The 25,698-nt window shown below is 43.4% G+C and carries 20 protein-coding genes; 6 read left to right on the forward strand and 14 right to left on the reverse strand.

Annotation, left to right across the window (positions count from 1 at the left end; translation table 11 throughout):
• Positions 1–320 precede the first annotated feature (320 nt).
• A complete protein-coding gene (locus tag RTN07_RS01530; RefSeq protein WP_312175036.1) occupies positions 321–1,628 on the forward strand; it encodes a sensor histidine kinase in 1,308 nt (435 codons plus the stop codon).
• A gap of 9 nt (positions 1,629–1,637) precedes the next feature.
• Positions 1,638–2,198, forward strand: coding sequence for a response regulator transcription factor (locus RTN07_RS01535; protein ID WP_050324215.1), 561 nt, complete (start codon positions 1,638–1,640; stop codon positions 2,196–2,198).
• A gap of 211 nt (positions 2,199–2,409) precedes the next feature.
• Here RTN07_RS01535 and RTN07_RS01540 read toward each other — a convergent pair whose 3' ends face one another.
• The 8 genes from RTN07_RS01540 to RTN07_RS01575 all read right to left on the reverse strand — a co-directional run bounded on the left by RTN07_RS01540 (position 2,410) and on the right by RTN07_RS01575 (position 9,726).
• The gene (locus tag RTN07_RS01540) at positions 2,410–2,622 is read right to left on the reverse strand and encodes a cold-shock protein (protein WP_007116258.1); all 213 of its coding nucleotides are present in this window, start codon (positions 2,620–2,622) and stop codon (positions 2,410–2,412) included.
• Between the two features lie 344 nt (positions 2,623–2,966).
• The gene (locus tag RTN07_RS01545; protein ID WP_312175040.1) at positions 2,967–3,698 is read right to left on the reverse strand and encodes a glycosyltransferase family 2 protein; all 732 of its coding nucleotides are present in this window, start codon (positions 3,696–3,698) and stop codon (positions 2,967–2,969) included.
• Between the two features lie 14 nt (positions 3,699–3,712).
• The gene (locus tag RTN07_RS01550; RefSeq protein ID WP_312175042.1) at positions 3,713–4,315 is read right to left on the reverse strand and encodes a class I SAM-dependent DNA methyltransferase; all 603 of its coding nucleotides are present in this window, start codon (positions 4,313–4,315) and stop codon (positions 3,713–3,715) included.
• Positions 4,308–5,129: a PIG-L deacetylase family protein gene (locus RTN07_RS01555; RefSeq protein WP_312175044.1), complete on the reverse strand. Its 822-nt coding sequence runs from the start codon at positions 5,127–5,129 to the stop codon at positions 4,308–4,310. Before RTN07_RS01555 ends, RTN07_RS01550 begins: the two co-directional genes overlap by 8 nt.
• Positions 5,117–6,214, reverse strand: coding sequence for an acyl-CoA dehydrogenase (locus RTN07_RS01560; RefSeq protein ID WP_312175046.1), 1,098 nt, complete (start codon positions 6,212–6,214; stop codon positions 5,117–5,119). The genes RTN07_RS01555 and RTN07_RS01560 overlap by 13 nt, the downstream gene beginning before the upstream one ends.
• Before the next feature lie 54 nt (positions 6,215–6,268).
• The gene (locus RTN07_RS01565) at positions 6,269–7,684 is read right to left on the reverse strand and encodes an alpha,alpha-trehalose-phosphate synthase (UDP-forming) (RefSeq protein ID WP_312175047.1); all 1,416 of its coding nucleotides are present in this window, start codon (positions 7,682–7,684) and stop codon (positions 6,269–6,271) included.
• On the reverse strand, positions 7,672–8,505 hold the full coding sequence (gene otsB, locus RTN07_RS01570) for a trehalose-phosphatase (protein ID WP_312175049.1): 834 nt from the start codon (positions 8,503–8,505) through the stop codon (positions 7,672–7,674). The genes RTN07_RS01565 and otsB overlap by 13 nt, the downstream gene beginning before the upstream one ends.
• A 57-nt stretch (positions 8,506–8,562) precedes the next feature.
• Entirely contained in the window at positions 8,563–9,726 is a 1,164-nt protein-coding gene (locus tag RTN07_RS01575; RefSeq protein ID WP_036605031.1) for a zinc-dependent alcohol dehydrogenase, read from the reverse strand.
• 669 nt (positions 9,727–10,395) lie between these two features.
• Here RTN07_RS01575 and clpB point away from each other — a divergent pair.
• From clpB to RTN07_RS01590, 3 genes are all read left to right on the forward strand, one after another.
• Positions 10,396–12,993, forward strand: coding sequence for an ATP-dependent chaperone ClpB (gene clpB / locus RTN07_RS01580; RefSeq protein WP_312175050.1), 2,598 nt, complete (start codon positions 10,396–10,398; stop codon positions 12,991–12,993).
• Between the two features lie 106 nt (positions 12,994–13,099).
• The gene (gene dcd / locus RTN07_RS01585; protein WP_007116249.1) at positions 13,100–13,675 is read left to right on the forward strand and encodes a dCTP deaminase; all 576 of its coding nucleotides are present in this window, start codon (positions 13,100–13,102) and stop codon (positions 13,673–13,675) included.
• A gap of 193 nt (positions 13,676–13,868) precedes the next feature.
• Positions 13,869–14,111 (forward strand): hypothetical protein, encoded by a 243-nt coding sequence (locus RTN07_RS01590; protein ID WP_007116248.1) that lies wholly within the window; start codon positions 13,869–13,871, stop codon positions 14,109–14,111.
• Positions 14,112–14,170: 59 nt separating this feature from the next.
• Here RTN07_RS01590 and RTN07_RS01595 read toward each other — a convergent pair whose 3' ends face one another.
• The 6 genes from RTN07_RS01595 to RTN07_RS01620 all read right to left on the reverse strand — a co-directional run bounded on the left by RTN07_RS01595 (position 14,171) and on the right by RTN07_RS01620 (position 23,959).
• Positions 14,171–15,955 (reverse strand): acyl-CoA dehydrogenase C-terminal domain-containing protein, encoded by a 1,785-nt coding sequence (locus tag RTN07_RS01595; protein ID WP_312175055.1) that lies wholly within the window; start codon positions 15,953–15,955, stop codon positions 14,171–14,173.
• Between the two features lie 143 nt (positions 15,956–16,098).
• The gene (locus tag RTN07_RS01600) at positions 16,099–17,892 is read right to left on the reverse strand and encodes an acyl-CoA dehydrogenase C-terminal domain-containing protein (protein WP_312175057.1); all 1,794 of its coding nucleotides are present in this window, start codon (positions 17,890–17,892) and stop codon (positions 16,099–16,101) included.
• 148 nt (positions 17,893–18,040) lie between these two features.
• The gene (locus tag RTN07_RS01605) at positions 18,041–19,885 is read right to left on the reverse strand and encodes a putative bifunctional diguanylate cyclase/phosphodiesterase (protein ID WP_312175058.1); all 1,845 of its coding nucleotides are present in this window, start codon (positions 19,883–19,885) and stop codon (positions 18,041–18,043) included.
• A 2-nt stretch (positions 19,886–19,887) separates the two neighbouring features.
• Complete coding sequence (locus RTN07_RS01610; RefSeq protein WP_312175061.1) at positions 19,888–20,757, reverse strand: 16S rRNA (uracil(1498)-N(3))-methyltransferase; 870 nt, start codon at positions 20,755–20,757, stop codon at positions 19,888–19,890.
• 268 nt (positions 20,758–21,025) lie between these two features.
• Positions 21,026–22,417 carry an adenosylmethionine--8-amino-7-oxononanoate transaminase gene (gene bioA, locus RTN07_RS01615; protein WP_312175064.1) on the reverse strand — a complete coding sequence of 464 codons (1,392 nt, stop codon included), beginning with the start codon at positions 22,415–22,417 and terminating at the stop codon, positions 21,026–21,028.
• A 366-nt stretch (positions 22,418–22,783) separates the two neighbouring features.
• On the reverse strand, positions 22,784–23,959 hold the full coding sequence (locus tag RTN07_RS01620) for a helix-turn-helix domain-containing protein (RefSeq protein ID WP_312175065.1): 1,176 nt from the start codon (positions 23,957–23,959) through the stop codon (positions 22,784–22,786).
• 197 nt (positions 23,960–24,156) lie between these two features.
• Between RTN07_RS01620 and exaC the strand changes: the two genes are divergently transcribed.
• Positions 24,157–25,668, forward strand: coding sequence for an acetaldehyde dehydrogenase ExaC (exaC, locus tag RTN07_RS01625; RefSeq protein WP_312113780.1), 1,512 nt, complete (start codon positions 24,157–24,159; stop codon positions 25,666–25,668).
• The last annotated feature ends 30 nt before the right edge of the window (positions 25,669–25,698 follow it).

A 25,698-nucleotide genomic window follows, 5' to 3' on the forward strand; every position in this document is an offset into this window, starting at 1 on the left:
TTTCTCATCTATTTATAAAGCGTCAAAGATAGCTGTGAGTTGGCACTCAAATAAATTTTTGATTACAAACATAAAGTGAGCCTTTATCTGATTGTAACTGAATCAGCAAATAAGCACACTTTAAAGTTTTAAAAATTAACATTAAAAAAATTATGCCATCATCCATAGGGTTTAAGGAGAAAACTTTTGGTGCATTTGTAGTTATCCTAGTATTGACTAGCCATTGATTTACTTTTGACACGTTAATTCGCTCAAAGTTCGCTCAAAGTGCGGCTGCTTCATGCTAAAATCTTGTTTTATGGTTCGTCAAAAGTTTGCCCATGCATCAAGCCATCAAGAACGTCGCAAAAGCCCCCATGATTGCTCGCTATACCTGGTTAGCTATTATGGTCGCCGCCATGATTTGTGCCGACCAATGGGGCGTTGCCAAACAGCAAATCAATCATCTGCTCACGATTACCATTATTTATGGGGTCAGCGTTGAACTGACTAAACGCTTAATGGTTATTCGACAATTTAATCCCCAACACTCTTGGGTCACAATGGCGGGGTTTATCGGGGATTTACTGGCGTGGTCAGCCTTTATTTATTATTCAGGTGGGGCCGCCAATCCGTTGATTACCTTGTTTTTGACGGTGATTGCCGTGGCGTCTATGGTGATGAGCACCGTGCACATCATCGGCTTGTCAATGCTGTCTGTTGGGCTGTATACGCTGTTATGGTATTGTTATGTGCCGCTGACCCTTAACCACCATGATCATGCGGTGGGTCAAAAACTCCATTTACTGGGTATGTTTGGGGTTTTTATTTTTGCGGCAATCATGTTAACCGCCTTAACGGTTTATTTTAAACAGGCGATGAGCCGTAGTTATCAGGCGCTTGAGCAAGCGCAGCAAGCCATTCACCAACAACGTCGGTTGCTTGCCATCAGTAGTCTTGCGGCCAATATCGCCCATGAGATGAGCACGCCGATTGCATCGATGCAATTACTGAGCGATGATATTGCCCAGCAATTAGAGGAAGACGACGAGTTATTGGATGACATAAAACTGTTACAGTCACAAATCGACGTCTGCCGCCAATCGCTGCACAAGCTCAAATCCCATATCCAATCCAATGCGCTCCCGCCAGCGCAATCAGAGCCATTGGCATGGGTAACGTCATCAAATTTACAAACGCTACTGCCCAAAATCATCAATGATTGGCAATTTATCAACCCTCATGTTGAAGTAGCACTCAATGTACCACCACAACCGATCGCTGTGCCCTTGAGTGAAGAACAGCTATATTCTATTATGATGAATATGCTCAATAATGCCATGCAGGCACAAGCCACAATGCTTAGTATTAGCGTACAGCTTGCTCAAAACGTGATGATTATTATTGAAGACAACGGACAGGGTATCGACAGTAGCATGGTACAGCGTATCCAACACCAAACTGCTATCGAATCTGATCATGGCTTAGGGCTTGGCTTGACGATTGCCAAAACAGTTATAGAATATGTTGGCGGACACCTTGAGCTGACCAATAAGCAAAATTCACCCCTGCAAAAAAGGTTAAATGATTCAGGTACGTGCGTGAAGATAACTTTACCAGTAATCGATGCGCCCGCCAGTTTGTTGTAGGAGACTAGGTTGCAACACCCACCCCTGTTAGCAGGGACATGGCTTATCATTGATGATGATGAAGTGTTTTGCCGTATCTTAAAAAAGTCATTGGAAAAACAGGGCAATCAGGTATTGACTGCCAGCAATGCCGATAGCGCGCTACAACTGGCAAAGAAGCAGTTACCCAAGTTTATTATATTGGATCTCAACATCGGTGATGACAATGGTATTTATCTGATTAAGCCATTACTCGCTATTACGCCCAACGCCAAAATTCTAATGCTTACTGGCTATGCCAGCATTGCGACCGCCGTCAGTGCGGTCAAAATGGGCGCGTATCATTATTTGCCTAAGCCGTGTAGCCTCGATGACATCTATAAAGTATTGGACATCGTAGTAGCCCCTACAAAGTCACTAAGTAGTGCCACAGATGAACGTTTATCACTTGAACATCACGAATGGGAATACATCCACCAAGTATTAGATGAATGCCAAGGCAATATCAGTGAGGCCGCGAGAGTACTAAAAATGCACCGGCGCACACTACAGCGCAAACTACAAAAAAAACGTAAAGTGGATGCGCAATAACCTTTTTTAACCGCACACAGCAACCCACAAATTATCGGCCGAGTCAGTCAAAGAGTTGGGTGAGCACAAAACACAAAAAAAGCGCTTATAATAAATAAGCGCTTTTTTGATATCTATTTTCTGATATCTAGGCAAATGGCTAATTACTCAATGACGCGTTATTCACGCAGTCACGATATCAGACCATTTACGATAGTAGGCTTAGCTAACCTTAGATAGCAACGATATTGCTAGCTTGGTCGCCTTTTTGACCTTGGGTCACAACGAAAGATACGCGTTGACCTTCGCTCAATGTTTTGAAACCTGAGCTTGCGATTTGGCTATAATGTGCGAAAACGTCTTTGCCGCCATTGTCTTGTTCGATAAAGCCAAAGCCTTTTGATTCGTTAAACCATTTTACGGTGCCGTTTACAGTATTTGACATAGGATTGTCCTTGATTAGATAGATTTTAAAAGTGGTCATCTGACCCTAAAGCTGGAACTAAGCCACAACACGATTCTATTCAGTATGAAAGAATTGCGGCAGTTTTGATACACGATTGACTTAAAATCTAGGACACAAGCGTAATAGAAACGAACTTAGAATAGACTTAATGTAATGCGATTGAAACTTCTGACTGCTTTCTAGCTGTTGTCCAGTATATAGTAATACCGGCAGATAGCAAGGAATATCACAATAGTTTTGTAAGTGAACTGTGTTAAACCCAACTTTTTACCTTTATTTAAGCCAAAGGCTGATTTTGATTTGAGCCAAAGGTTGGTTTTCATTTAAGCTAAAGGCTGATTCTCTAGACCCCTTAAAAAATGGGCAAACCCTTCCTCAGCGCGGGCGTCAAGGCGACTGCTAGTCACCACGCGCACCAAATTACTCCAAATAATGGGTAAATTGGCTTGCTCAAATTTTTTCACCAAACCCACATCTTCATGGCAAGTTAATTCATCAAAACCACCCACCGCCAGATAATCTTGACTGGCAAAGCTCAAATTTGCCCCATGAATATGGCGATGATTCATACAATCTTGATAATGGGCGAGGTATTGCTGTTTGGTACTCTCTGACAACGCATCCCAACAATCGACACTCACTACGCCACATATCATGGCTGTGGGCCTAGTGGTGGGCGTAGTTGTGGGCTCAGCTTTTAGATGTTTGATTTGTGCAACTAACCAATCAGCTTCAACCATACTATCGGCATCGGTGCAAGCAATCCACTCAGCCCCCTGTTCAATCAAGTAGCGCACGCCCAAATCCCTGACTTTACCCACACAGCGAAACTCACAGCGCAGCCAGTCTACGTGGGCATTTTGTACTTTTGATAAGGTATCATCATCACAGCTATCTAGCACGACCACCGTTTGTACCGCTATGTCGCTTGATAGCTGAGCAATCGCCTGTTTAATTGCATCCAAACACGCGCTGATGCTATCGGCTTCATTATGGGCAGGGATGACTATGCCGATTTTTTTGGGTAGCGGCTTTGGGGCGGTAGTATTTGGCATGATGTTTTTCTCAGTTATTGCACTAGATTTTCTTGCTTGGCAAGGCTTTGGCGATTGGCTTGCCAAATGGTCAACAAAAAATCTTGGTCAATCATATGGCTTTGCTGACGGTAGTGCAGCTGTTGTTGCAAACTGTCGTGGACTGTTTCGCCTGTCAGTTGAAACCCGTCAATCGGATAGCGCCAATGACAGGCTAAAATCACGCCATTGTCGGTCAATGCAGTGTTGAGCCAAGCGATGACTTCGGTCAGGGCGTCAGGCGCCAAGTAGTATAAAATCTCACTGACCACAATCAAATCAAATCGCTCACTGGGCAAATCCTGCGGTATCAAGCCTTGCATAACTTGCACATGTGCCTGGTTGTGCAGACGCTCACTGGCAAGTTTGACTGCCTCAATTTGCCCATCCACACACCGCAAATAATTGCAGCGCTGGGCTAACTGCTCACTAAATACACCATTGCTACAGCCAAGTTCAATCGCCTTGGCAAAATGCGGATAGGGCAACAATGACAAGCAAATCGCGCGTTTTCGCACTTCATACCAGCGTTTTTCATATTGCCAAGGGTCGCTACTATCGGCATAAATTTGGGCAAAATACGCTGACACATCAGTCATGAAGATATACCTCAAATGGTTGGCTAAGCCTGGTTAACGTGGTATCTGACAAAATAGGCGCTGTTCCTGTTGTTGGGTCAGCATAGATTTGACTGCTAAAACAGCGCATGGCATAACTTTTTCGCTGCGCCTGCAATTCGCTTAAATCAAATCGCCATGCCTTGTGCCATGGAATACGGCTATCGCCAGGTTTTGCCCAATGCCATGCCCAAATCAGCACTTGATAGCAGGTCAAATTTAAGCGACTTTTAAATGCATGGGCAAAACGCTGCACCACTTGCCCAGTGCCTTCATGGTCGGGATGACCATCGTACGCAAATGGGGTGATTAAAATATCAGCGTGCTGAATCAGCGATGTTAACTTGTCAAAAAAATCCGCTTGTCGGCCAAAAACTTCACCATCAGGAAAATTTAAGCTCGTCATCGACACATTGGGCAAATCCAAACTGCTATCGAGCGTTTCAAGTGCAAGCTGGCTTTCAAGTGCGCGGATTTTTGCCAGTTTGTCGGTCGGATACAGCGGTGAGTTAGGGTGGCTTTTCTCGCCTTGGGTGACACTAACAATCAATACCTGATTACCTTGAGCCACCAACGCTTGCAGCAGTCCCCCACAGCCCAAAATCTCATCATCTGGGTGCGGCGCAAAAATACACACACGCCGATGGGTGGGAAAATGGGTCGATATATCGAGTCTGGTGAGACTGTCTAACCCTTGCCACGCTTGCCAGTCTTGTGCAGAGGTGCCGTCGCCTGCAATTAAACGGTCACCCACAATCGGATGCAGTGGGGATGGCTTAGAATCTACAGTTGCCATAATGCCCCTTGTGGATCGCCTAGCTGTTCGGCAGTCAATTTGCCAATCGCTTCACTGTCAAATGCGCCATGGGTTTGACGGATAAATACCGATAAATCTGCCGCTAGCCGTGCAAAATGGGCGTTTTTACAATAAGGCGTTGCGCCCAAAGCTTTACCCACTTTTTCAAGCACTAGCATGGCGGTAGCCTCCACTTGCGCTCTTAAGATACGGATGGCGAGTGCATGACTTTGGCGCGGTTGACTATCGATTAATTGCGCAACTTGATAAAAGTACGATTGGGTGACACTGAGTGCTTGCGACACTTCGCCAAGATAAAGTGCTTTAAAGGCTTGGGGTTTTTGCTGAAAACTGTCCAATAAAAATTGTGCCAACTGGGCTGCCGCGCCATACCAACAAGCCGCTACCCCTGCTGCACCCTGCCAAAATCCTGGGCGGTCGAGATAAGGGCTGCTACCTTTAGCCATCGCATTTGATATGACTTGGGTGGCGTTAGCGCCTTGTAGATGGAGCGTGGCTGTCGCCGTGTAGGGCATACCTACCGCATACCAACCGCTGTCATCAATGGTGACTTGCGGTTGGTTCATGGCTAACATCAGCAATTGGGCGTTATTATGGGCATCTCGGAAACTAACCAAGCCATGATCGACAAAGGTCGCACCCGAACACCACAGTTTTTGTCCCGTACATGTTTCGCCATCAAAACGCAGTGGCTCATCACCGCCTTCTGCTGCCCATACGGCCCATAGGCCTTCAGCGATATCGTCCACGCCCAATTCTGCCAGAATCGCCAACGCATCAAGATGCGACTCAAAAAATTTGACCAAGTTCAAATCACAAGCGGCAACCTGTGCCAATACTTGCCAGCGCTGTAAAGTATGACCGTCAGCAGGTAAGGCAATTTGAGCGGACAAAAGCACCAACTGCGACAAAGTTTGCTTTAATTGTGTCACATAAGCGGCATCGCTTAGTTTGGGTGAGGTATCAACCGTTCTGCGAAAGTCTTGCAAAATAGCGGTGATTAATTTACTCAAGTCCGATTGGTGATAGTCGGTAGGTAAAGCATGATCCAACACTGGTGTCATTTTGAATTTCTCATTGGCTGTTTTATTGTCTATTTTATTATCTGTTTTATTGACTTATTTGGTTTTGTCCATGTGGGTTAAATCTGCCAAAAAATGCGCTCGCCACGTGTCAATATCGGTCTCATAAATGCCCTGTAGTAGCGATTGGTGATGTTGTTCCCGTTGTTGTTTGGTCATGGTTAATGCTTGGTATAATCCCTCTATCATGCTGTCGTTGTTCGTAGGGTCGACCAAGATAGCTTGCTGAAGTTGGTGCGCTGCCCCCGCATTTTTAGACAAAATTAAAATCCCTGCGTTTTGTTCATCCTGTGCGGCAATGTATTCTTTTGCCACCAAATTCATGCCGTCTTTTAGCGAATTAACCCAACAAATTTGGCATTGCCTAAATAACGGCATTAAATTGTCATGACTGACGGGGTCTTCTTGATAGATAATCGGTTGCCAACTGGCAGTAGCAAATTGGCTATTAATTTGCTCAACTAGGGTATGCACTTGTTGTCGTAACTGTTGATAAGTCTCAATATCAAGACGGGATGGGCAAGCAATTTGATACAGCTGAATCCGTTCAAGATATTGCGGATAACGCTGCAAAAAGGCGGCAAAAGCTTGTAAGCGTTCGGGAATACCTTTGGTGTAATCCAGTCGTTCCACCGCTACAATCGTGGTGATAGTTGAAGTGAGACTTTTTAACACAGCTAGGTCAGACAGCGGTTGACTGGCAAGCTTATGAATATAGACGGGATTGATACCAATCGGATAGGCTTGTATTAAGGTGGTATGATTGCCATGGGTAATCAGTGTACGCGCATTTGTTTGCGTAATCTGGATGGCGTGGGGGAGTAGCTGCTCAATCACCGCGACACAATTTTGAGCGTCTGGTTGGGTTTGTAATCCAACCACATCATAATCGAGTAATTGATGGATTAAAGTTTGACCATAGGTCAAAAAATCCCATACCCATAACTGGGGAAATGGAATATGCAAAAAAAAGCCAATGCGCTGTTTCATGCCTAAGTCACGGCAATGCCTTGCTACCGCAAAAAAATGATAATCTTGTATCCAAATCATATCGTCAGGCTGTGCGATTTGCTGTAGTTGTTTGGCAAACATACGATTGACAGCTTGATAAACGCTAAAATCTTCACTACTCGATACAATTAAATCCGTGCGGTCATGCATCCCCGCCCAAAGTCGATTATTGGCGTAACCACAATAATACTTTTCATATTGTATGGGTGAAAAAGCCGTCGTGACATAGGTGACTTTATCATGCTGCTCAGTCGCAAATTGATTGACGGTATCGGGCATATCGCTGATATTTGTCACTACTTGACCGTTCCAACCGACCCAAATACCGCCATCTTTGGCAAGGGCTTCTTGAAGCGCTACTGCCAACCCGCCTGCCACAGCTTTAGGTGACTTTTTACTAGGTAAATTAACCCGATTCGATAACACAATCAACTTTGACATAGGGTCAATAATCCTTGAAGTAACGCGGTAACGGCTGAGACGTCGCTCACATAATAATGCGCATGGGTGGGTTCATAACCTACTTTGACACCAATTCCTTTGATATCACTACCTTTCTTATTTGATGTATCACCATAACTTTGTACGGCAATAAATCCTGCTTCATCGGTCACATCATCGCCGATAAATATCGGACGGCAATGAGGGTAATAGTGGGTTAAAACATGGTTAATGGCACTGCCTTTATCGACCCCTTGCGGCAATAGCTCATACACACATTTGCCCGCTTTAAGTTGCCACTCCTTAAAATCATGCCCAATAGCTTGCATGATAGTTAAAGCGCTAGCGGCAAGTTCGGGATGCTCACGAAAATGGAGTGCCACACCAAAAGGTTTTTGCTCAATTCGCCAGTGTGGACGATCACCAGTGGCGTTAATGACGCTTTGATTAATTTGTTGTAGCTGCGCTAAATCGATGTCCACCAAAGAATAGCCATCGATTAGAGTATCGCATTGCAAACCATGACTACCAATCACCGGCAGTTTTAACGGCGCTGTCAAACGTCTAGCATCAGCAACTGACCGCCCTGTTACTAGCCAAACGGGTAGATGATTTTGTAACTGCGCTAAAATTGCTAGATTCTCATTGCTGATAAAACTTTGCTGGGGATCGGAGTGAAATTCACTAAGCGTCCCATCAATATCTAATAGTAGTAGCAAATCAGAAACCCCTTGCACAACTTTGGCTAAATTATTAGCTAAAAGTTGTGAGGGGCTATTGACTGAATGATAGGTAATGGTATGAAAGTGACTAACACTCATCTTATATTTTTATCATTCTAAATTAACCATGCTAAATCTCTCCATAATGAGGTAACATTATGGTGTCAAAATCACTTTTCGACACTCTTCTTCACGTTTTTCAAAGATTTCATAACCTTTTGCCGCATCCGATAGATTCATACGATGAGTAATAATCGCTTCAGGCGATAAATCCCCATTTTCAATATGTTCAAGCAGTTGTGGCAAGTATTTATGTACATGGGTTTGACCCATTTTAAAGGTTAATCCCTTGTCAAACGCATCACCCATCAAGAAACCATGAATCGGACCTGCATACACCCCAGGAATACTGACTGTACCACCACGGCGTACCGCTGCCATACACTGACGTAATGCCGCACCACTTGAGCCTTCAAGCTTAAGCGTCGTTAATACGGTTTCAACTATGCTACCTTTTGATTCAAAACCAACGGCATCAATCACCGCATCGACACCACGATGCCCCGCAGTTTGCTCAATAATGGCTTCTGCGGCATCAACTTTGTCAAAATTAACAGGAATTGCGCCATACGTATCTTGTGCGTATTGCAGACGATAGTCATTGTGGTCAACGATAAATATTTGTGCCGCGCCTAACATTTTGGCGCAGGCAGCTGATAGCAAGCCCACAGGTCCTGCACCATAGATAGCCAAAGTCGAACCTTTGGTGACATTGGCATTCGTCACCGCTTGCCATGCAGTCGGCAAAATATCCGATAAGAACAACACTTTCTCATCAGGCAATGAACCTGGTACTTTAAAAGGACCAAAATTGGCTTTTGGGACACGCACATATTCTGCTTGTCCGCCAGGCACACCACCGTATAAATGACTAAAACCAAACAATGCCGAAGGTGGTGGAATAAGCTTTTTGTTCATCGCCGCGCCTGGACCCTCATTGGTGGTCTCACAGGCTGCCATCAAATCATTTTGACAAAAAAAGCAGCTACCACAGGCAATTACAAAGGGTATCACCACGCGATCGCCTTTTTTTACCGCCGTGACGTCAGCGCCCACTTCTTCGACAACTCCCATAAATTCATGACCAAAAATATCGCCTTCTTCGGTCGCAGGGATTTTGCCACGGTATAAATGTAAATCTGAGCCACAAATGGCGGTAGCGGTAACTTTTAAGATAATATCATCTTTGGCTTGTAATTGTGGGTCGGGAACATTGTCGACTCGAACATCTTTAGCACCGTGATAGGTTAATGCACGCATGGGTATTACTCCTGGTTGTTGTTTTGCTGTTATTGTTATTCGACCAAATAAAGCAGCGCCACTGAACTGATATGTAGCGTTATCATTTGATGTTGTGCAGAGTAACACGCGTCATGCTCGGTTGTTGTCTATTCATGTAGTAGATAGGTTAATGTAATGTAAGCTGCCTTACAATAAGCCATTGAAAATATTATATAATTTTAATTATCGTCCATAATATTTTAGCGTCGATTTTTAAATATGGCTTAAACTTTAGTTTGCGTAATTTTTTAAAAATAACGGTCAAGGTGGCTAATAAAAACTAAGACGTTACTATACTACTAAATCGCTACTAAAAGGAAACGCATATCAGCCAACAAAAAAATCAGTCAGTCAACTCAGTTAGTAAAACTGATTAGGTATATCCCTTTAGAAGTTATATATTAAGCCAAAATTTATTGGTTTATGACTTTATCTACATTTTTATTGTCAATTTTTAATAGGTAACACGATAAATTTTGCAAGCTATTGATCCAAGTGAGGATTGAAAACAAACCTACATCCCATGATAAAGAAAATAACCATTGACAATTAAAAAATTTTAAAGGTGGATATTGAAACGATTTATCAAAACACCATATCAATTTTAGTTCAAAGCTAATTAGTTAAAAGCTAAAAGGAAAAATAATAATGCAATTTGATAAATTTACCAATGCCTTACAAAACGCGGTTCAGCAGGCACAAACGCTCGCTGTCACTCGTGATCATACCGCGATTGAGCCGATTCATTTATTGTCAGTGCTACTCAATGAACCGAGCAATGCCAATGTGTATGAACAGGCAGGCGCAAACTTAAATCAGTTAAAAACAGACGTGCAACAATCGCTCAACAACCAGGCGGTGATTGGTACACCTACAGGTGACGTCAATCTCAGCCCAAATACGGCTAAGATTTTAAATCTAGCAGAGCGCCACGCGCAAAAAGCGGGCGATCAGTTCTTATCTACCGATTGGGTGCTGGTTGCCCTAGCAGAGACGGGCGACACCGCAAAACTGCTCACAAAAGCAGGGGTCAATGAGCCAAAACTAAGACAAGTCATTAATTTTATTCGTGGGGGTGATAAAGTGGATACACAAAATAGCGAAGACCAACGTGATGCCTTAAATAAATATACCATCGATTTAACCGCACGCGCCGAATCGGGCAAACTTGACCCCGTGATTGGGCGCGATGACGAAATCCGCCGCACCATTCAAGTGTTATCACGCCGTACCAAAAACAACCCGGTGCTCATTGGTGAGCCGGGGGTAGGTAAAACTGCCATTGTCGAAGGATTGGCGCAAAAAATCGTCAATGGTGACGTGCCAGAAGGCTTGCGCAATAAACGCGTATTATCGCTTGACCTGGGCGCACTGATTGCGGGCGCAAAATTCCGTGGTGAGTTTGAAGAACGCCTAAAAGCGGTACTTAACGACCTAGCAAAAAGCGAAGGGCAAGTCATTTTATTCATTGATGAAATTCATACCTTGGTCGGTGCCGGTAAAGCCGATGGCGCGATGGATGCGGGTAATATGCTCAAACCTGCGTTAGCGCGTGGTGAGCTGCACTGCGTGGGCGCGACTACCCTTGATGAATACCGCCAATATATCGAAAAAGATGCCGCCCTTGAGCGTCGTTTTCAAAAAGTATTGGTTGATGAGCCTACCGTGGAAGATACCATTGCCATTCTGCGCGGTCTAAAAGAGCGTTATGAACTGCATCATGGGGTCGATATCCAAGACAGTGCGATTATTGCCGCCGCGCAGATGAGCCATCGCTACATCACCGACCGCAAATTGCCCGACAAAGCCATTGACTTGGTGGATGAAGCGGCTAGCCGTCTAAAAATGGAACTTGATAGTAAACCAGAAGCCTTGGGCAAATTAGACAGCCGTTTGATTCAGCTCAAAATGCAACGTGAAACTTTAAAGCATGAAGATGACGAGGGCGCAAAATCCCAGCTAAAACTGCTCGACACCCAAATCAGCGAGCTTGAAAAAGAATACGCAGATTTAAATGAAATTTGGCAAGCAGAAAAAGCCCTCGTTAAAGGTAGCCAACAGCTCAAAGATGAGCTTGATAAAGCGCGTATCGCCTATGAAAAAGCCCAGCGTGAAGGTGACTACGAGACCATGTCAAAACTGCAATACGAAACCATTCCACAACTGGAAAAACGTATTAAAGATTCTGACTTGGCTGAGCAAAAAGAGCAAGCAGGGCAAGCGCCAAGCGTCAAACTGCTACGTAACAAAGTCACCGAAAACGAAATCGCTGAAGTCGTTGCCGCTGCAACAGGCATCCCTGTTGCAAAAATGATGCAAGGCGAACGTGAAAAAATGCTGCACATGGAAGAAAAACTGCATGAGCGCGTAGTCGGTCAAGATGAAGCAGTACAAGCAGTCGCCAATGCGGTGCGCCGTAGTCGTGCAGGGCTGTCTGACCCCAATCGTCCTAGCGGTTCGTTCTTGTTCCTAGGTCCGACAGGGGTGGGTAAAACTGAATTGACCAAAGCGTTGGCAAGTTTCTTGTTTGATGATGAAAATGCCATGATTCGTATTGATATGTCTGAATTTATGGAAAAACACAGTGTCAGCCGTCTTGTCGGCGCACCCCCAGGCTACGTGGGTTATGAAGAAGGTGGGGTATTGACCGAAGCGGTACGCCGCCGACCTTACAGTGTGGTATTGTTTGATGAAGTAGAAAAAGCGCATCCCGATGTGTTTAATATCCTACTGCAAGTGCTTGACGATGGTCGCTTGACCGACAGCCAAGGTCGCGTTGTGGACTTTAAAAACACTGTCATTATCATGACTTCAAACCTTGGTTCGCATAAAATCCAAGAAATGGCAGGCGATAGCTACGAAGAAATCAAAGCGGCAGTGATGAATTCAGTCAATCAGCATTTCCGCCCAGAGTTTGTCAACCGTATTGATGAAATCGTGGTGTTCCATCCATTAGGGCAAGAACAAATGGCAGGTATTGCAGATATTCAACTGTCACGTTTACGCAAACGTCTTCAAGAGCGTGACATGAATATTGTATTGTCAGATGAAGCCATGAGTCAATTGGTCGCTGTGGGTTATGACCCTGTGTATGGTGCAAGACCGCTAAAACGCGCCATCCAGCAGGAAATCGAAAATCCGCTATCAGTCAAATTGTTATCGGGCGAGTTTGTGGCGGGTGATACCATCAAAGTGGATGTCGATGCCCAAGATAAATTGACCTTTGATAAATTGCGTATGAGTTAATTTTCTCACCAAAAAAAACGGCTCTCACTCGAAAGCCGTTTTTTTTCGCCTATGTGTAGCAAATTACAGTATAATTCTGCCTAAATTTAAAATTTGAGGAAATAGAATGTCAATCAAATCCGACCGCTGGATACGCCAAATGGCACAAGAGCATGGCATGATTGAGCCATTTGAAGCAGGTCAAGTACGTGTGGGCGAGCAGGGACAAAAATTGGTCAGCTACGGCACCTCAAGCTATGGTTATGATGTCCGCTGCGCGCGCGAATTTAAAGTATTTACCAATGTCCATTCTGCCATCGTTGACCCAAAAAACTTTGATGAGCGTAGCTTTATTGATATCGTGGGCGATGAGTGTATCATCCCGCCCAACTCATTTGCCTTGGCTCGTACTGTCGAGTATTTTCGTATTCCCCGCGATGTATTGACCATTTGTTTGGGAAAATCTACCTATGCGCGCTGCGGTATTATTGTCAATGTCACACCGCTTGAGCCAGAATGGGAAGGGCATGTGACGCTTGAATTTAGTAATACCACTAACTTGCCCGCGCGTATCTATGCCGGTGAGGGCGTGGCGCAAATGCTATTTTTCCAAAGTGATGCCGATGATGTGTGCGAAACTTCCTACAAAGACCGTGGTGGTAAGTACCAAGGTCAAATGGGCGTGACTTTACCCAAAGCTTAAACGATAAGCAGTAAGCAGTCATATAGACCCACTTCGGTGGGTTTTATATTTTATGGCGACAAACTGTTAAACGCTCAAATTTTACACGAGCTTACAACTGCTTTAAGCTTTCTGGTTTTGAATATGTCATACTAACGATGCGCTATCGCTACCGTTTTAACATAATAATACCGCACATAATAAGGATAACATCATGATTGAACTAAGTAATAACTATGTCGCGCTAAATTTGGCAAAATTTATCTATGAAGAAGAAGCCAAACTCACGCCAAATAAACACCAGCAAGAAAGTGATATCAAAGAATATATTTTTGAATTATATGAAGAGTGCGTTGCTGTCGTTGAAGAAAACGACTCAGCGGATTATGAATATGAAGACTTCGATTTTGATGAAGATGAATCGTTAGCAGATGACGATGACGATATGCTTCGCTAACATGTTAATCCATAAAAAAATCGGCTACTAGTGCCGATTTTTTTATGTTTAAGTAGGGATTAAGCAATGGTTGCCGCAAAATAATCGCGGTCAAACGCTGTGATGGGTTGGCTTGTTGCTTTTACCATCGCAATATGCGCATCTAAGCGTGGCAACATACGACCGACATAGTAGTCTGCTAATTTTGCTTTATTGGCATAGAAATCGCCTTCTTTGCCATTTGCGGCTTCAACCATCAAGCCAAACATATAAGCAAAGCTGACATAACCAAAGGCTTGTAAATAATCAACCGCACAGCCATTGATTTCGTCTTTATTTACCGCTGCCGCTGCTACCACCGCTTTTGTTAAGTCTTCAAGTTTATCCGCTGATGTTAAAATCGCTTGTTTGATGGCATGGTCTGCGTTCATGTTATTGGCAAAATCACGCATTTCTTGCACATACGTTGTCACAAACGCACCGCCGTTTTTCACCACTTTACGACCTAATAAGTCAAGTGATTGGATACCATTGGTTCCTTCATAAATTTGCGAGATACGGGTGTCACGTACGATTTGTTCCATACCCCATTCACGGATATAGCCATGACCACCAAAGCATTGCTGTGCATCAATTGACGCTTCAAGACCACGGTCGGTTAAGAATGCTTTAGCAACTGGCGTTAATAAGGCAACACGGTCATCAGCAGCTTTTCTTGCTTCAGCATCATCGGTATATTTGTTGGTATCAAGCTCTTTGGCGACATACATCGCAAAGCAGCGTGAGGCCTCACTGATGGTTTTGGCATTTAACAGCATACGGCGAACGTCGGCATGAAATACGATTGGGTCAGCGGCTTTGTTTGGCTCTTGGATACCGCTATCGGCGCGACCTTGGATACGGTCAAGGGTATAAGCTGTGGCGTTTTGATACGCTAACTCAGCCCCGCCGATACCTTGTAACCCCATTGTCAAACGCTCATAGTTCATCATGATAAACATGGATGCCAGCCCTGTATTTTCTGCGCCTACCATAAAGCCTTTGGCACCATCAAAGTTCATGACGCAAGTCGCTGAGGCCTTGATACCCATTTTGTGCTCGATAGAGCCACAGCTTACCGCGTTACGCTCGCCCAATGAGCCATCCGCATTCACATGGAATTTGGGTACGATAAACAATGAAATCCCTTTTGAGCCTGCTGGGGCATCTGGGGTTTTTGCCAATACCAAATGGATGATGTTGTCCGCTAAGTCATGTTCACCTGCGGTGATAAAAATTTTGGTACCTGTAATATTGTAGCTACCGTCTTGGTTTGGCACGGCTTTGGTTTTGATGATACCTAAGTCGGTACCTGCGTGCGGTTCGGTCAAACACATCGTACCTGTCCACTCACCTGAGTAGATTTTTTCTAGGTAGGTTTGTTTTTGTTCTTCAGAGCCTGCGTTATAGATACACATACACGCACCACCCGATAGGTTTGGATAGAGCGCGAATGATTGGTTGGCGGTAAATACCATCTCTTCAGCGAGCATAGTCACCATTTTTGGCATGCCTTGACCGCCATGATTTGGATCGCCGCCCAAACCAATCCAGCCGCCTTGTGCATATTCGTCAAATGCTGCTTTAAAACCAGTTGGGGTTTTTACTTTGCCTTCACCCAGATATTGTGCCGCTTCTTCATCGCCCGAGCGGTTGATGGGTAGTAACGTGTTTTTAGCAAATTTTGACATTTCTTCTAAAATCATATTGACCGTGTCACTGTCAACATGGGCTAACTGTTCATTTTTTTGCCAAAAATCGGCTGCATTGAATACATCATTTAAAATGAATTTCATGTCTTGAATTGGCGCATTATAAATAGGCATATTATTTCCTTTTATGGGTTAGCTCGTAATTCGAAATGAGACAAATCCTTAGATAGCTTTTACTACCTAAGGATTAAATAAAGAATTAAACTATCAATGATTCTATCATAATTTTATTACTACACTGGATAGCTTAGTAAAAATTAGAATTGGAATTCGTCAACGTCCATGCTCATGTATGGCTCGAGACCTGTATCAATACGTTTGACGTAAGTTAAGGTGCGAGGCAATAGTTTTGCAAAGTAGAACTGAGCGGTTTTGATTTTGGCTTGATAGAATTTGGTCTCAGTGGTGTCGCCTTGGAGCGCTTGCTGAGCGACTAACGCCATACGAGCCCATAGGTAAGCTAGGGTGATGTAGCCACTATAGTACATGTAGTCAACAGCCGCTGCACCCACTGCATCAGGGTTTTCAGTAGCTTGCATACCAATGCGAGCGGTCAAATCGCCCCATTCTTTATTCAGACGTGCTAGTGGACGAATGAATTCACCCATCGCATCGTTGTCTTTGTTTTCTTCACAGAATTGATAAATGACTTTGCTAAAGTTAGCTAGCATTTTACCTTGTGAACCCAATACTTTACGGCCTAACAAGTCAAGTGACTGGATTTCAGTGGTACCTTCGTATATACAAGCAATACGCGTATCACGTACGTTTTGTTCCATGCCCCATTCACGGATAAAGCCGTGACCACCATACACTTGCACACCGTGATTGGCTGCTTCATAACCTGTTTCAGTTAAGAAGGCTTTAGCAATTGGGGTTAAAAAAGACAACATTTGGTCAGCGTAAGCTTGTGTTTCGCCTTCACCTTTAGTTACCACATCAGAGAATTGTGATAGATAGTAGACGAGGGCACGGCCACCTTCTGCAAACGCTTTACAAGTTAATACCATGTTACGCACTGCTGGATGGACGATGATTGGGTCAGCCACTTGTTCTGGGGCTTTTGCACCGCTTAATGCGCGCATCGCAAGACGATCTTTGGCGTAGCTTAAGCCACCTTGGAAAGCCAATTCAGCCGCAGTTAGACCTTGAATTGCGGTACCAATACGGGCAGTATTCATAAAGGTAAACATACAGTTTAGACCTTTGTTTTCAGGTCCAATCAAGTAGCCTTTGGCTTTATCAAAGTTTAGTACCGCAGTTGCAGAGGCTTTGATACCCATTTTGTGTTCAATCGAACCACAGGTAACGATGTTACGCTCACCGATAGAGCCATCTTCGTTGACATTGAATTTTGGTACGATGAACAATGAGATACCTTTGGTACCTGCTGGCGCACCCGGTAAACGCGCTAGTACGATATGGACAATGTTGTCTGCCATGTCGTGTTCGCCGGCTGAGATAAAGATTTTTTGACCGGTGATAGCGTATGAACCATCTTCATTGGGTTCAGCTTTGGTGCGGGTAATACCTAAATCAGAACCTGCATGTGCTTCGGTTAGACACATGGTACCTGTCCACTCACCGCTGACAAGTTTCAATAAATATTTTTGTTTTTGTTCATCGGTACCGTGGTGTTCTAGCGTACGGATGGCACCTTCAGATAGACCTGGGTACATTGAGAAAGACCAGTTAGCGGTACCTACCATTTCATTGACCGCTGAACCCAATGACAATGGCATGCCTTGACCGCCAAATTCTTCATCGGCACATAAAGAAGGGAAGCCTAATTCACAGTATTGTTTATAAGCTTCTTTAAAGCCTTTTGGGGTATACACATTACCATTTTCAAAACGACAGCCTTCTTCATCGCCTGAACGGTTAAGGGGTGACAGCTCTGCTTCTGAGAAGCTTGCACCTGCTTCTATGAAACTATCGATCGTTTCTTTATCCGTATGGGCATAGCTAGGAATGGTTTTGTAGTGATCTTCAAATTTTAATAATTCATGCATGACAAATTTCATATCACGAAGCGGTGCTTTATATTGCATACGATATCCTTGATTAGTGTTTTAAAAAGAAAAAAACCTACCCCAATACTAAGGTTTTATATCTCTAAGATAGGAAAATTTGACAAAGGTGACAAGGTACTAACATGACTATAGGGTCATAAAAAAATCTAATTAGTCTAATTTAAACTTATAGCAAATAGTTTGGTTTATAGTTGGCTTTAAGCCACTCAGTGGTATCTTGACCAGACATGGGTTTAGCAAACCCAAAGCCTTGAATCGAATCACAACCAAGACTACGCAGATATTCGATTTCTTCACAGTTAGACACCCCCTCAGCCAATGCTTGCATGGATAACGAGTGCGCCATCTCAATCACTGATTTGACAATCACTTGTTTTTTTGGGTCTTGTAAAATATCCATAATAAATAAGCGGTCAATTTTGAGCACATCAATCGGATATTTAATCAAATATTGCATCGCGGCAAAGCCTGTACCAAAGTCATCAATCGATATACTAAAACCATACTGGCGCAGTTTTGATAACATCGCTTGCGATTTTACTTCATCTTGAATGTTGCAGACTTCGGTGATTTCAAAACTGATTAGTTGCGCAAGCCAACTATACTGCTGTATCGTCCCTTCAATAAACTCAATAAATTTGTCACTAATCAATTGGCGAGTATCAATATTGATACAGATGAGGCAGTTATAGCCCATCTCACGCCATGTCAAAATCTGCTCGATACAAACTAACACGATTTTTTCAAATAGCGGCTGCGATGACTTATCGAGCACCTCATCCAAAAAATCGTTGGGATAGAGAAGTCCAAGGGTGGGATGCTCCCAGCGCACCAGCGCTTCAAACATCGGCAAGTCAGGCTGTGCAAACTCTAACTTAGGCTGAAAATAGGGCAAAATTTGCTGTTTTAATAACGCATTTTTAAAGGCACTGAGCAAATGAATGTCTTTAAAATTGCCTTTTTGCTGGTTGGCATCATACCAAACACAATCTTCATCACTGATAAGCCGCGCATGTTTTAACGCCGTGTCTGCTTGCAATAGCAATGTCTGAGCATCTTGGGTATGGGTTGGGAAAACCGAAGCACCAATCGACAACCTTAAATAAATTGATTGGTTGTCAATGCTAAAAGGTAGGTCAAATAACTGTTTGAGCGCTGCCACGTAGTGATGCGCGGCATTAAGGTGTTGTACCGAAATCATCGCCGCAAAACTATCACCCCCAAACCGCGAAAAAGTGACTAAACTGGCACCCGAAATTTTTAAGGACTTTACCCGTTTGACAAAACCTTGAATCAGCGTATTGGTATTTTCAATGCCAAGGCTGATGTTAAAAGATTGCAATTTATCAATATTGATGCGTAGCAATATCCCCATACACTCACGCTGATTATCGGCTGCCTGGTAATAGTCAATACAGCTTTTTAATTTGTCATAAAAAGTATCGTAATTGGGCAGACCCGTTAATTCATCATAATTGTATAGATGTAAGGTGTGGCTAAGCTGCGCATCTTTTTTGGTTAAATTGCTAAGTAGCCCTACATACACCACTCGGTTGTCATCGACTTCACACACGCAGATATCTAGCCAAACCGCCACTTCAGGTGAATTGTGATAAGAAAGCACTAAATTGGTCGAAATTGATTGTCGATTATCCAGTTTGGTAATGATGGTGGCAATCGCTTGCTGTAAGTGTGGGGCGTAGGTCTTATACGGATAAAAATAAAACGGGCTACCTATCACCTGATCGCGTGGCAAGGCGGTAATGTTTAAAAATTGCTGATTGACACAGATAAAACGTAGATGTTCATCAAGCATAAAAATGCCATCATGGATTTTTGAAAAAACTGAGGCAAACACCGCATTTTGATGTTCAAGCGAAATTTGTTGCTCAAAAAAATGGTTATCAACAATAAACCCATACTCACGTAACGCATCATGACACAACTTATTAGCACCCGCAAAGCAATCACGATGGTCTATCGGCATGACTGATTTTTTATTCGGTGGCATGATTATTCCTGTGCAAGGGTCAAAGTTTGATGTAACGTTAACAATGAAGACAATGCGACGACAGGGGCTGTTTCAGTTCGTAGCACACGCTCGCCAATTTGCCAAGGGATAAAACCTCGCTCGATAGCTTGCGTTATTTCTTGCGCTGAAAACCCACCTTCTGCGCCAATGAGTAACCAAAATTGGGCTAAAGAACACTGTCTAAACTGGTTTGTTATATGGGGTAGTGGGTTGGGATATGGGGTATAGGGCGCGATGGGTTCAATATCGTTATGCTCAATGTCGCTATGCTCAATGTCATGACAAGATGTCACTACGCCACTGTCGTCAGGAGGCACGGCTAAAATTAATTTGGTCACGGTGTTAGAAATGGGCACGCCTGCTGGCTCATCAATCCAGTCGCTAAAAGCTTTTGGTGCCAGTAAGTTTGGCACGATATTAAGCCCACATTGTTCACATGCCGATACCGCAATCTGCTGCCAGTGGGCGAGCTTTTTATCGGCTTGGTCTGCTTTTAGGCGTACTTCGCCATGTTGGCTTGTGAGCAGCTGAATCGATGACACCCCAAGCTCTGTGGATTTTTGAATGGCATAATCCATGCGCTCGCCACGGCTCATAACCAAGGCAATGTTCACAGTAAATGGCAAAGCTCGATTGATCGGATTAAAATCGTTGATGGTAACGAGCGCTTGTTTTTTAGTGACATCCGTTAAAGTGACGGTATATTCACCACCTTGACCATCAAAAAACAACGCTTGTTCATCCATACTTGCTCTTAACACTTTACACCAATGATGAAAAATCTCTTCGGTCAAAGGCACAGTGCTACCAACTTGTAGCGAATTTGGTTGGTTGTAAAAAAATCTACGCATAAATCATCTAAGTAAGTTTCACGATTGAGTTAAGTTAAGTAGGTTAAAATGCCTACAAAAGTTAAATATTTTTTTGACGATAATCTCATGGATTATACGTTAAATATTAGCAATGTAGGTATAAGCTTTGAATTCTAATACAATTTTTTATAATACAGTAAGAATTGAAGGTTTGTAACAAATCCTAGCTTTTGAAGATGGATGATAAAAACAAACATTTATTTATATTTAGCGTGTAAATTTCATGAAACGTTCGTTAGTAAAGGCGTTAAGGCAGATCGATGGTTTGCAACGAGCCTTGGGGTATTTGGGGGAGATTGTTACAAAGCTTTTGCAAACAACGATTTAATATGCCAAAGATGTGCCCAATCTCTGCCGGGGTGGTGCAATAAGGCGGAATAAGATAAACATGGTTGCCAATCGGACGAATCATCACGCCTTGATCAAGGCACAACTGGGTAAAGGCTTTGCCCAAATTTTGAGAAAAATCCAAGGTAAAAGCTGCAATCATGCCGGTTTGACGTACAAACTTTATGGGTAAATTGGCATCAGCTAATTGCTGTAAGCCATCAGCCATCGCTTGGATAAGGGATTGATTGTGTAGCAAGACATTATCGCGTTCAAACAGTTCAAGCGACGCCAAAGCCGCGCTACAAGCCAATGGATTGCCAGTAAAACTATGCGAATGTAAAAACCCTTTTTCCACTTTGTCATCATAAAACGCTTGATAAACATCATCGGTTGTCATGACGCAAGACATTGGCAGATAGCCTGCCGTTAGACCTTTTGACAGACAGATAAAGTCAGGGCAATAATCGTCTTGTTTATCCGCATCTGCCAACGCCAGCATTTGCTCTACCGCAAACATAGTACCTGTACGACCAAAACCCACGGCAATCTCATCATATATCACATGGATGTGATAATGGTGCGCAAGTTTGGCAACGCCAAGCAAATAATTAGCAGAATACATCGCCATGCCAGCCGCCCCTTGTACCAAAGGTTCAAGGATAATGGCGCAGATATCGCGAGATTTTTCTGCCAAGATGCGTTCCAGTGCATCCAAGCTTTTTTGCTCATGCAGCTGCGCTGCGATAGCGTCAGTATTGAAAATATGCGCGGGGGAAGGGATACGAATTTGACTGACAATCAAATCTTTGTATTGCTCGCTAAACAGCGGGATATCTGTCACCGCAAGACTGCCAACGGTTTCACCGTGATAACCGTGTTCCAATGAGATAAATTTGGTTTTTTGGGTTTGCCCTGATTGCTGCCAGTACTGCAAACTCATCTTAAGCGCGACCTCCACCGCCCCTGAGCCACTGTCGGCAAAAAAAGCTTTGGTTAGTGATGTGGGCGTGATGGCAACCAATTTTTCTGCAAGCGTCAAAATCGGCGGGTGAGTGACACTAGCGATTAAAGTATGCTCAAGCGTATCAAGCTGTTGTTTTATTTTTGCGTTGATAAAGGGATGGCAATGTCCATGTAAATTGACCCACCATGAGCTAATCATATCGTAATAGGCGTTACCGTCCTGATCATATAATTGATTGCCTTGAGCTTTGACGAGGTGGAGTGGGGGATTGATTTCAAGGGCTTGCATCTGTGTGCAAGGAAGCCATAACGCGTTATTCATAAAGGTCTCAAAATTTTTTGTCACATTGTAGCACTTTTGACCCAAGAAAAAACGCTTGAAAATGCAAGCCTTCTAATGCTATGAGTGATAATAATAGGAACGTTAATTATCACAGAATTTACCTACTATAAATTTTCGATAAAAAATACAAAAGCATTACCACCCAAAAGTGCATAGAGGCATGCTATGTTTTTATTTCGATAGGTCAATGGTATTGCAGCATTTCTTGCAGGCACAGGAAAAAGACAGGGTAGTAAAGCGGGAAGTCAAGAAAAAAACACAACCAACGCTTTGGTGGAGTATCAGCCATATCGAAAAAGCCTGGCAACGGCTTTTTCAACGAAAAATTCATGATTAGGAGAAAATTGATGGTGAAGCAAAAATTGATGGTTACCGATTTGACAGTACCTCTAAATGTTGGTGAATGGGGAGGTTATCTGGCATTAACTCAATCAGCCTTTCTATGGCATCGCTAGCATCAGGGCAATTTGACAAATGCATGAGTAATAAGTCAACTTGATCTGACTGATAAATGGCTTGGCTTAAGCGAGCTTCTAAACAGGTGCGCCAAGTGCATAAAAAAGGGCTTTCAGTTTTGCTAAAAAATATGCCAGTATATAGTTTGATGGCGGCTTCTAAATAACCTGCATTTAATGATTGTTCAACCCGCAAAAAATCACCATCCACTGGCATTAATAGTCGGTACGGACGAGAACCCAATAAACCAGTAAGTGTATCACGTAACTGCGACATTTCAGTCTTTAGCGTACCTTGTGACACTTTACGCTCACCGTAGATGGCTTGGTGTAAGGCATCTAAGCTCAGACCTTGGGGACAAAGTGCTAACACTGTCAATATCTCGACTTGCCGAGGGGTCAGCCGCAAGGTTTTACCATTGAATATCACGCTGGGTTCATTAAATCCTTGAATATACAGATAGTGTCTTTGGCACTCATTCAAAGCGGATTGTAAAATACTGGCACAGCGTTCAGCAGCAAATATGCCAAAATTATTGTGATTCTGCCAAGTGGTCGATAAATCCAGTACGCCAATGACCTGTTTGGTATGCGGTTCAATAATAGGCGTGGCATAACAGACCCATTCATGAACCGAAGGCATATAATGTTCATTGGAAAAAACACAAGTTGATTGCTGCGTTTTTAGCGATAAAGCGAGCGCATTTGTGCCAACTTGGCTTTCCCCCCAGCATCCACCTTCAATAAAGTTAACCGCTTCTGCCGCTTTTTGCATAGACTTACTGGCAGTCGTCCAAATAATCGTACTACCGATATCAGCCACAGCCATCACCATGGAGGATTGCAAGGTGATATGTTGTAATTGATTTTGACAATAGCCTAAGGCTTTTTTTAGATAATACGATTGCTCGCTTTTGGTGGCGTTAATGGGTGCTTGTTGGCGCTCAGTTGGAATGTTAGCACGGTCTGAGCGGTGCCATGACTGGACAATACTTTGTTGGATAAGATCTGCATTATTATCGGTAAAGGTAATGTTAAAACGCCTCTTATCAATCCGATGCCTTTGCTCTAACAGTCTATTTTTATTCATATTTTAAAATATCCTAATTCACTAACCAATCCTTGGTTTTTAAAATAAGCTATCCTCAATAGTATAATGTACATCCCTTATTGTAAAGGATAATTAAACACCTACCTTTTACCTACCGTTTCTGTAATAATATGAATGTGTAACCACCAACTGCACGAAGCAGTTTTATCTACCAACTGACAAAAGGAAATGTCATTATGCGTTATGCTGACCCTAATACTGACGGTGCTAAAATCAATTTTAAAGAAAAGTATGACAACTTTATTGGCGGCCAATGGGTTGCGCCGGTTAAAGGTGAGTACTTTGATAACATCTCACCCGTCAACGGCAAGCCCTTCGCCAAAGTCGCCAAATCAAGTCCAGAAGACATTGAACTTGCACTTGATGCCGCCCATGCCGCTAAAACTAAGTGGAATGCGGCTTCACCCACAGAGCGCTCTAATCTATTATTAAAAATCGCAGATCGCCTTGAGCAAAATATTGAGTTATTGGCGGTAGCTGAAACATGGGAAAACGGTAAACCTATTCGTGAAACATTGGCTGCGGATATACCACTTGCCATTGACCATTTTCGCTACTTTGCGGGTGCAATTCGCGCGCAAGAAGGCGGTGTTTCACCCATTGATGATGACACGGTCGCTTATCACTTTCATGAGCCTTTAGGTGTGGTTGGACAAATCATTCCTTGGAACTTTCCAATTTTAATGGCTACCTGGAAAATCGCGCCTGCACTAGCCGCGGGTAACTGCATTGTCTTAAAACCCGCCGAGCAGACGCCTGTGAGCTTATTGGTGCTTGTTGAATTGATTCAAGATTTGCTACCAGCAGGTATTTTAAATATCGTGAATGGGTATGGCGAAGAGGTGGGTAGTCATTTAGCTAGAAGCCCACGAATCTCAAAAATTGCCTTTACTGGCTCAACCCCTGTCGGTCAGCTTATTATGAAGTATGCGACAGAGAATATTATTCCAGTTACTTTAGAATTAGGTGGTAAATCACCCAATATTTTCTTTGCCGATGTCATGGATAAAGAAGATGATTACCTAGAAAAAGCGCTTGAAGGTTTTACTATGTTTGCGCTCAATCAAGGTGAAATATGTACCTGTCCTTCGAGAGCCTTAGTGCATGAAAGTATCGCCGATGCCTTTTTGGCGAAAGCCGTAGAACGGGTAAAACGTATCAAAACAGGTCATCCATTGGATACGGAAACCATGATTGGTGCGCAAGCCTCTCAGGAACAACAAGACAAAATCTTAGGCTGTATTGCTACAGGTAAACAAGAAGGCGCCGAGCTTTTAACAGGTGGTAATGCAAGACATGAGGTGGGTGAAGGCTATTATATCGAGCCGACGATTTTTAAAGGCAATAATGATATGAAAATCTTCCAAGAAGAGATTTTTGGCCCGGTATTGTCTGTGACAACCTTCAAAGACTTTGATGATGCCATGCGTATTGCCAATGATACTATGTTTGGCTTAGGTGCTGGCGTGTGGGCACGTAGTGGCAATACTGCTTACCGTGCAGGGCGTGGCATTGAAGCTGGGCGAGTATGGACAAACTGTTACCACATTTATCCAGCCCATGCCGCATTTGGTGGTTACAAGAAATCAGGCATTGGGCGTGAAAACCACAAAATGATGTTAGAGCATTACCAAAATACCAAAAATTTACTGGTCAGCTATTCTGAAAAACCGATGGGCTTTTTCTAGAATTTGATAGGTCATAAACAACAAAAACCG

The organism is Moraxella sp. CTOTU46934, from assembly GCF_031979465.1.
In the GTDB taxonomy this organism is placed as follows: Bacteria; Pseudomonadota; Gammaproteobacteria; order Pseudomonadales; family Moraxellaceae; genus Faucicola; species Faucicola tetraodonis.

Bases quoted from the DNA above. Each gene is read 5' to 3' on its own strand.
- clpB (WP_312175050.1), top strand. From the start codon at position 10,396: ATGCAATTTGATAAATTTACCAATGCCTTACAAAACGCGGTTCAGCAG.
- RTN07_RS01605 (WP_312175058.1), bottom strand. From the start codon at position 19,885: ATGCCACCGAATAAAAAATCAGTCATGCCGATAGACCATCGTGATTGC.
- RTN07_RS01595 (WP_312175055.1), bottom strand. From the start codon at position 15,955: ATGCCTATTTATAATGCGCCAATTCAAGACATGAAATTCATTTTAAAT.
- RTN07_RS01555 (WP_312175044.1), bottom strand. From the start codon at position 5,129: ATGGCAACTGTAGATTCTAAGCCATCCCCACTGCATCCGATTGTGGGT.
- RTN07_RS01540 (WP_007116258.1), bottom strand. From the start codon at position 2,622: ATGTCAAATACTGTAAACGGCACCGTAAAATGGTTTAACGAATCAAAA.
- RTN07_RS01610 (WP_312175061.1), bottom strand. From the start codon at position 20,757: ATGCGTAGATTTTTTTACAACCAACCAAATTCGCTACAAGTTGGTAGC.
- RTN07_RS01575 (WP_036605031.1), bottom strand. From the start codon at position 9,726: ATGCGTGCATTAACCTATCACGGTGCTAAAGATGTTCGAGTCGACAAT.
- dcd (WP_007116249.1), top strand. From the start codon at position 13,100: ATGTCAATCAAATCCGACCGCTGGATACGCCAAATGGCACAAGAGCAT.
- otsB (WP_312175049.1), bottom strand. From the start codon at position 8,505: ATGAGTGTTAGTCACTTTCATACCATTACCTATCATTCAGTCAATAGC.
- RTN07_RS01565 (WP_312175047.1), bottom strand. From the start codon at position 7,684: ATGTCAAAGTTGATTGTGTTATCGAATCGGGTTAATTTACCTAGTAAA.
- exaC (WP_312113780.1), top strand. From the start codon at position 24,157: ATGCGTTATGCTGACCCTAATACTGACGGTGCTAAAATCAATTTTAAA.
- RTN07_RS01530 (WP_312175036.1), top strand. From the start codon at position 321: ATGCATCAAGCCATCAAGAACGTCGCAAAAGCCCCCATGATTGCTCGC.
- RTN07_RS01550 (WP_312175042.1), bottom strand. From the start codon at position 4,315: ATGACTGATGTGTCAGCGTATTTTGCCCAAATTTATGCCGATAGTAGC.
- RTN07_RS01620 (WP_312175065.1), bottom strand. From the start codon at position 23,959: ATGAATAAAAATAGACTGTTAGAGCAAAGGCATCGGATTGATAAGAGG.
- RTN07_RS01590 (WP_007116248.1), top strand. From the start codon at position 13,869: ATGATTGAACTAAGTAATAACTATGTCGCGCTAAATTTGGCAAAATTT.
- RTN07_RS01600 (WP_312175057.1), bottom strand. From the start codon at position 17,892: ATGCAATATAAAGCACCGCTTCGTGATATGAAATTTGTCATGCATGAA.
- RTN07_RS01545 (WP_312175040.1), bottom strand. From the start codon at position 3,698: ATGCCAAATACTACCGCCCCAAAGCCGCTACCCAAAAAAATCGGCATA.
- RTN07_RS01560 (WP_312175046.1), bottom strand. From the start codon at position 6,214: ATGACACCAGTGTTGGATCATGCTTTACCTACCGACTATCACCAATCG.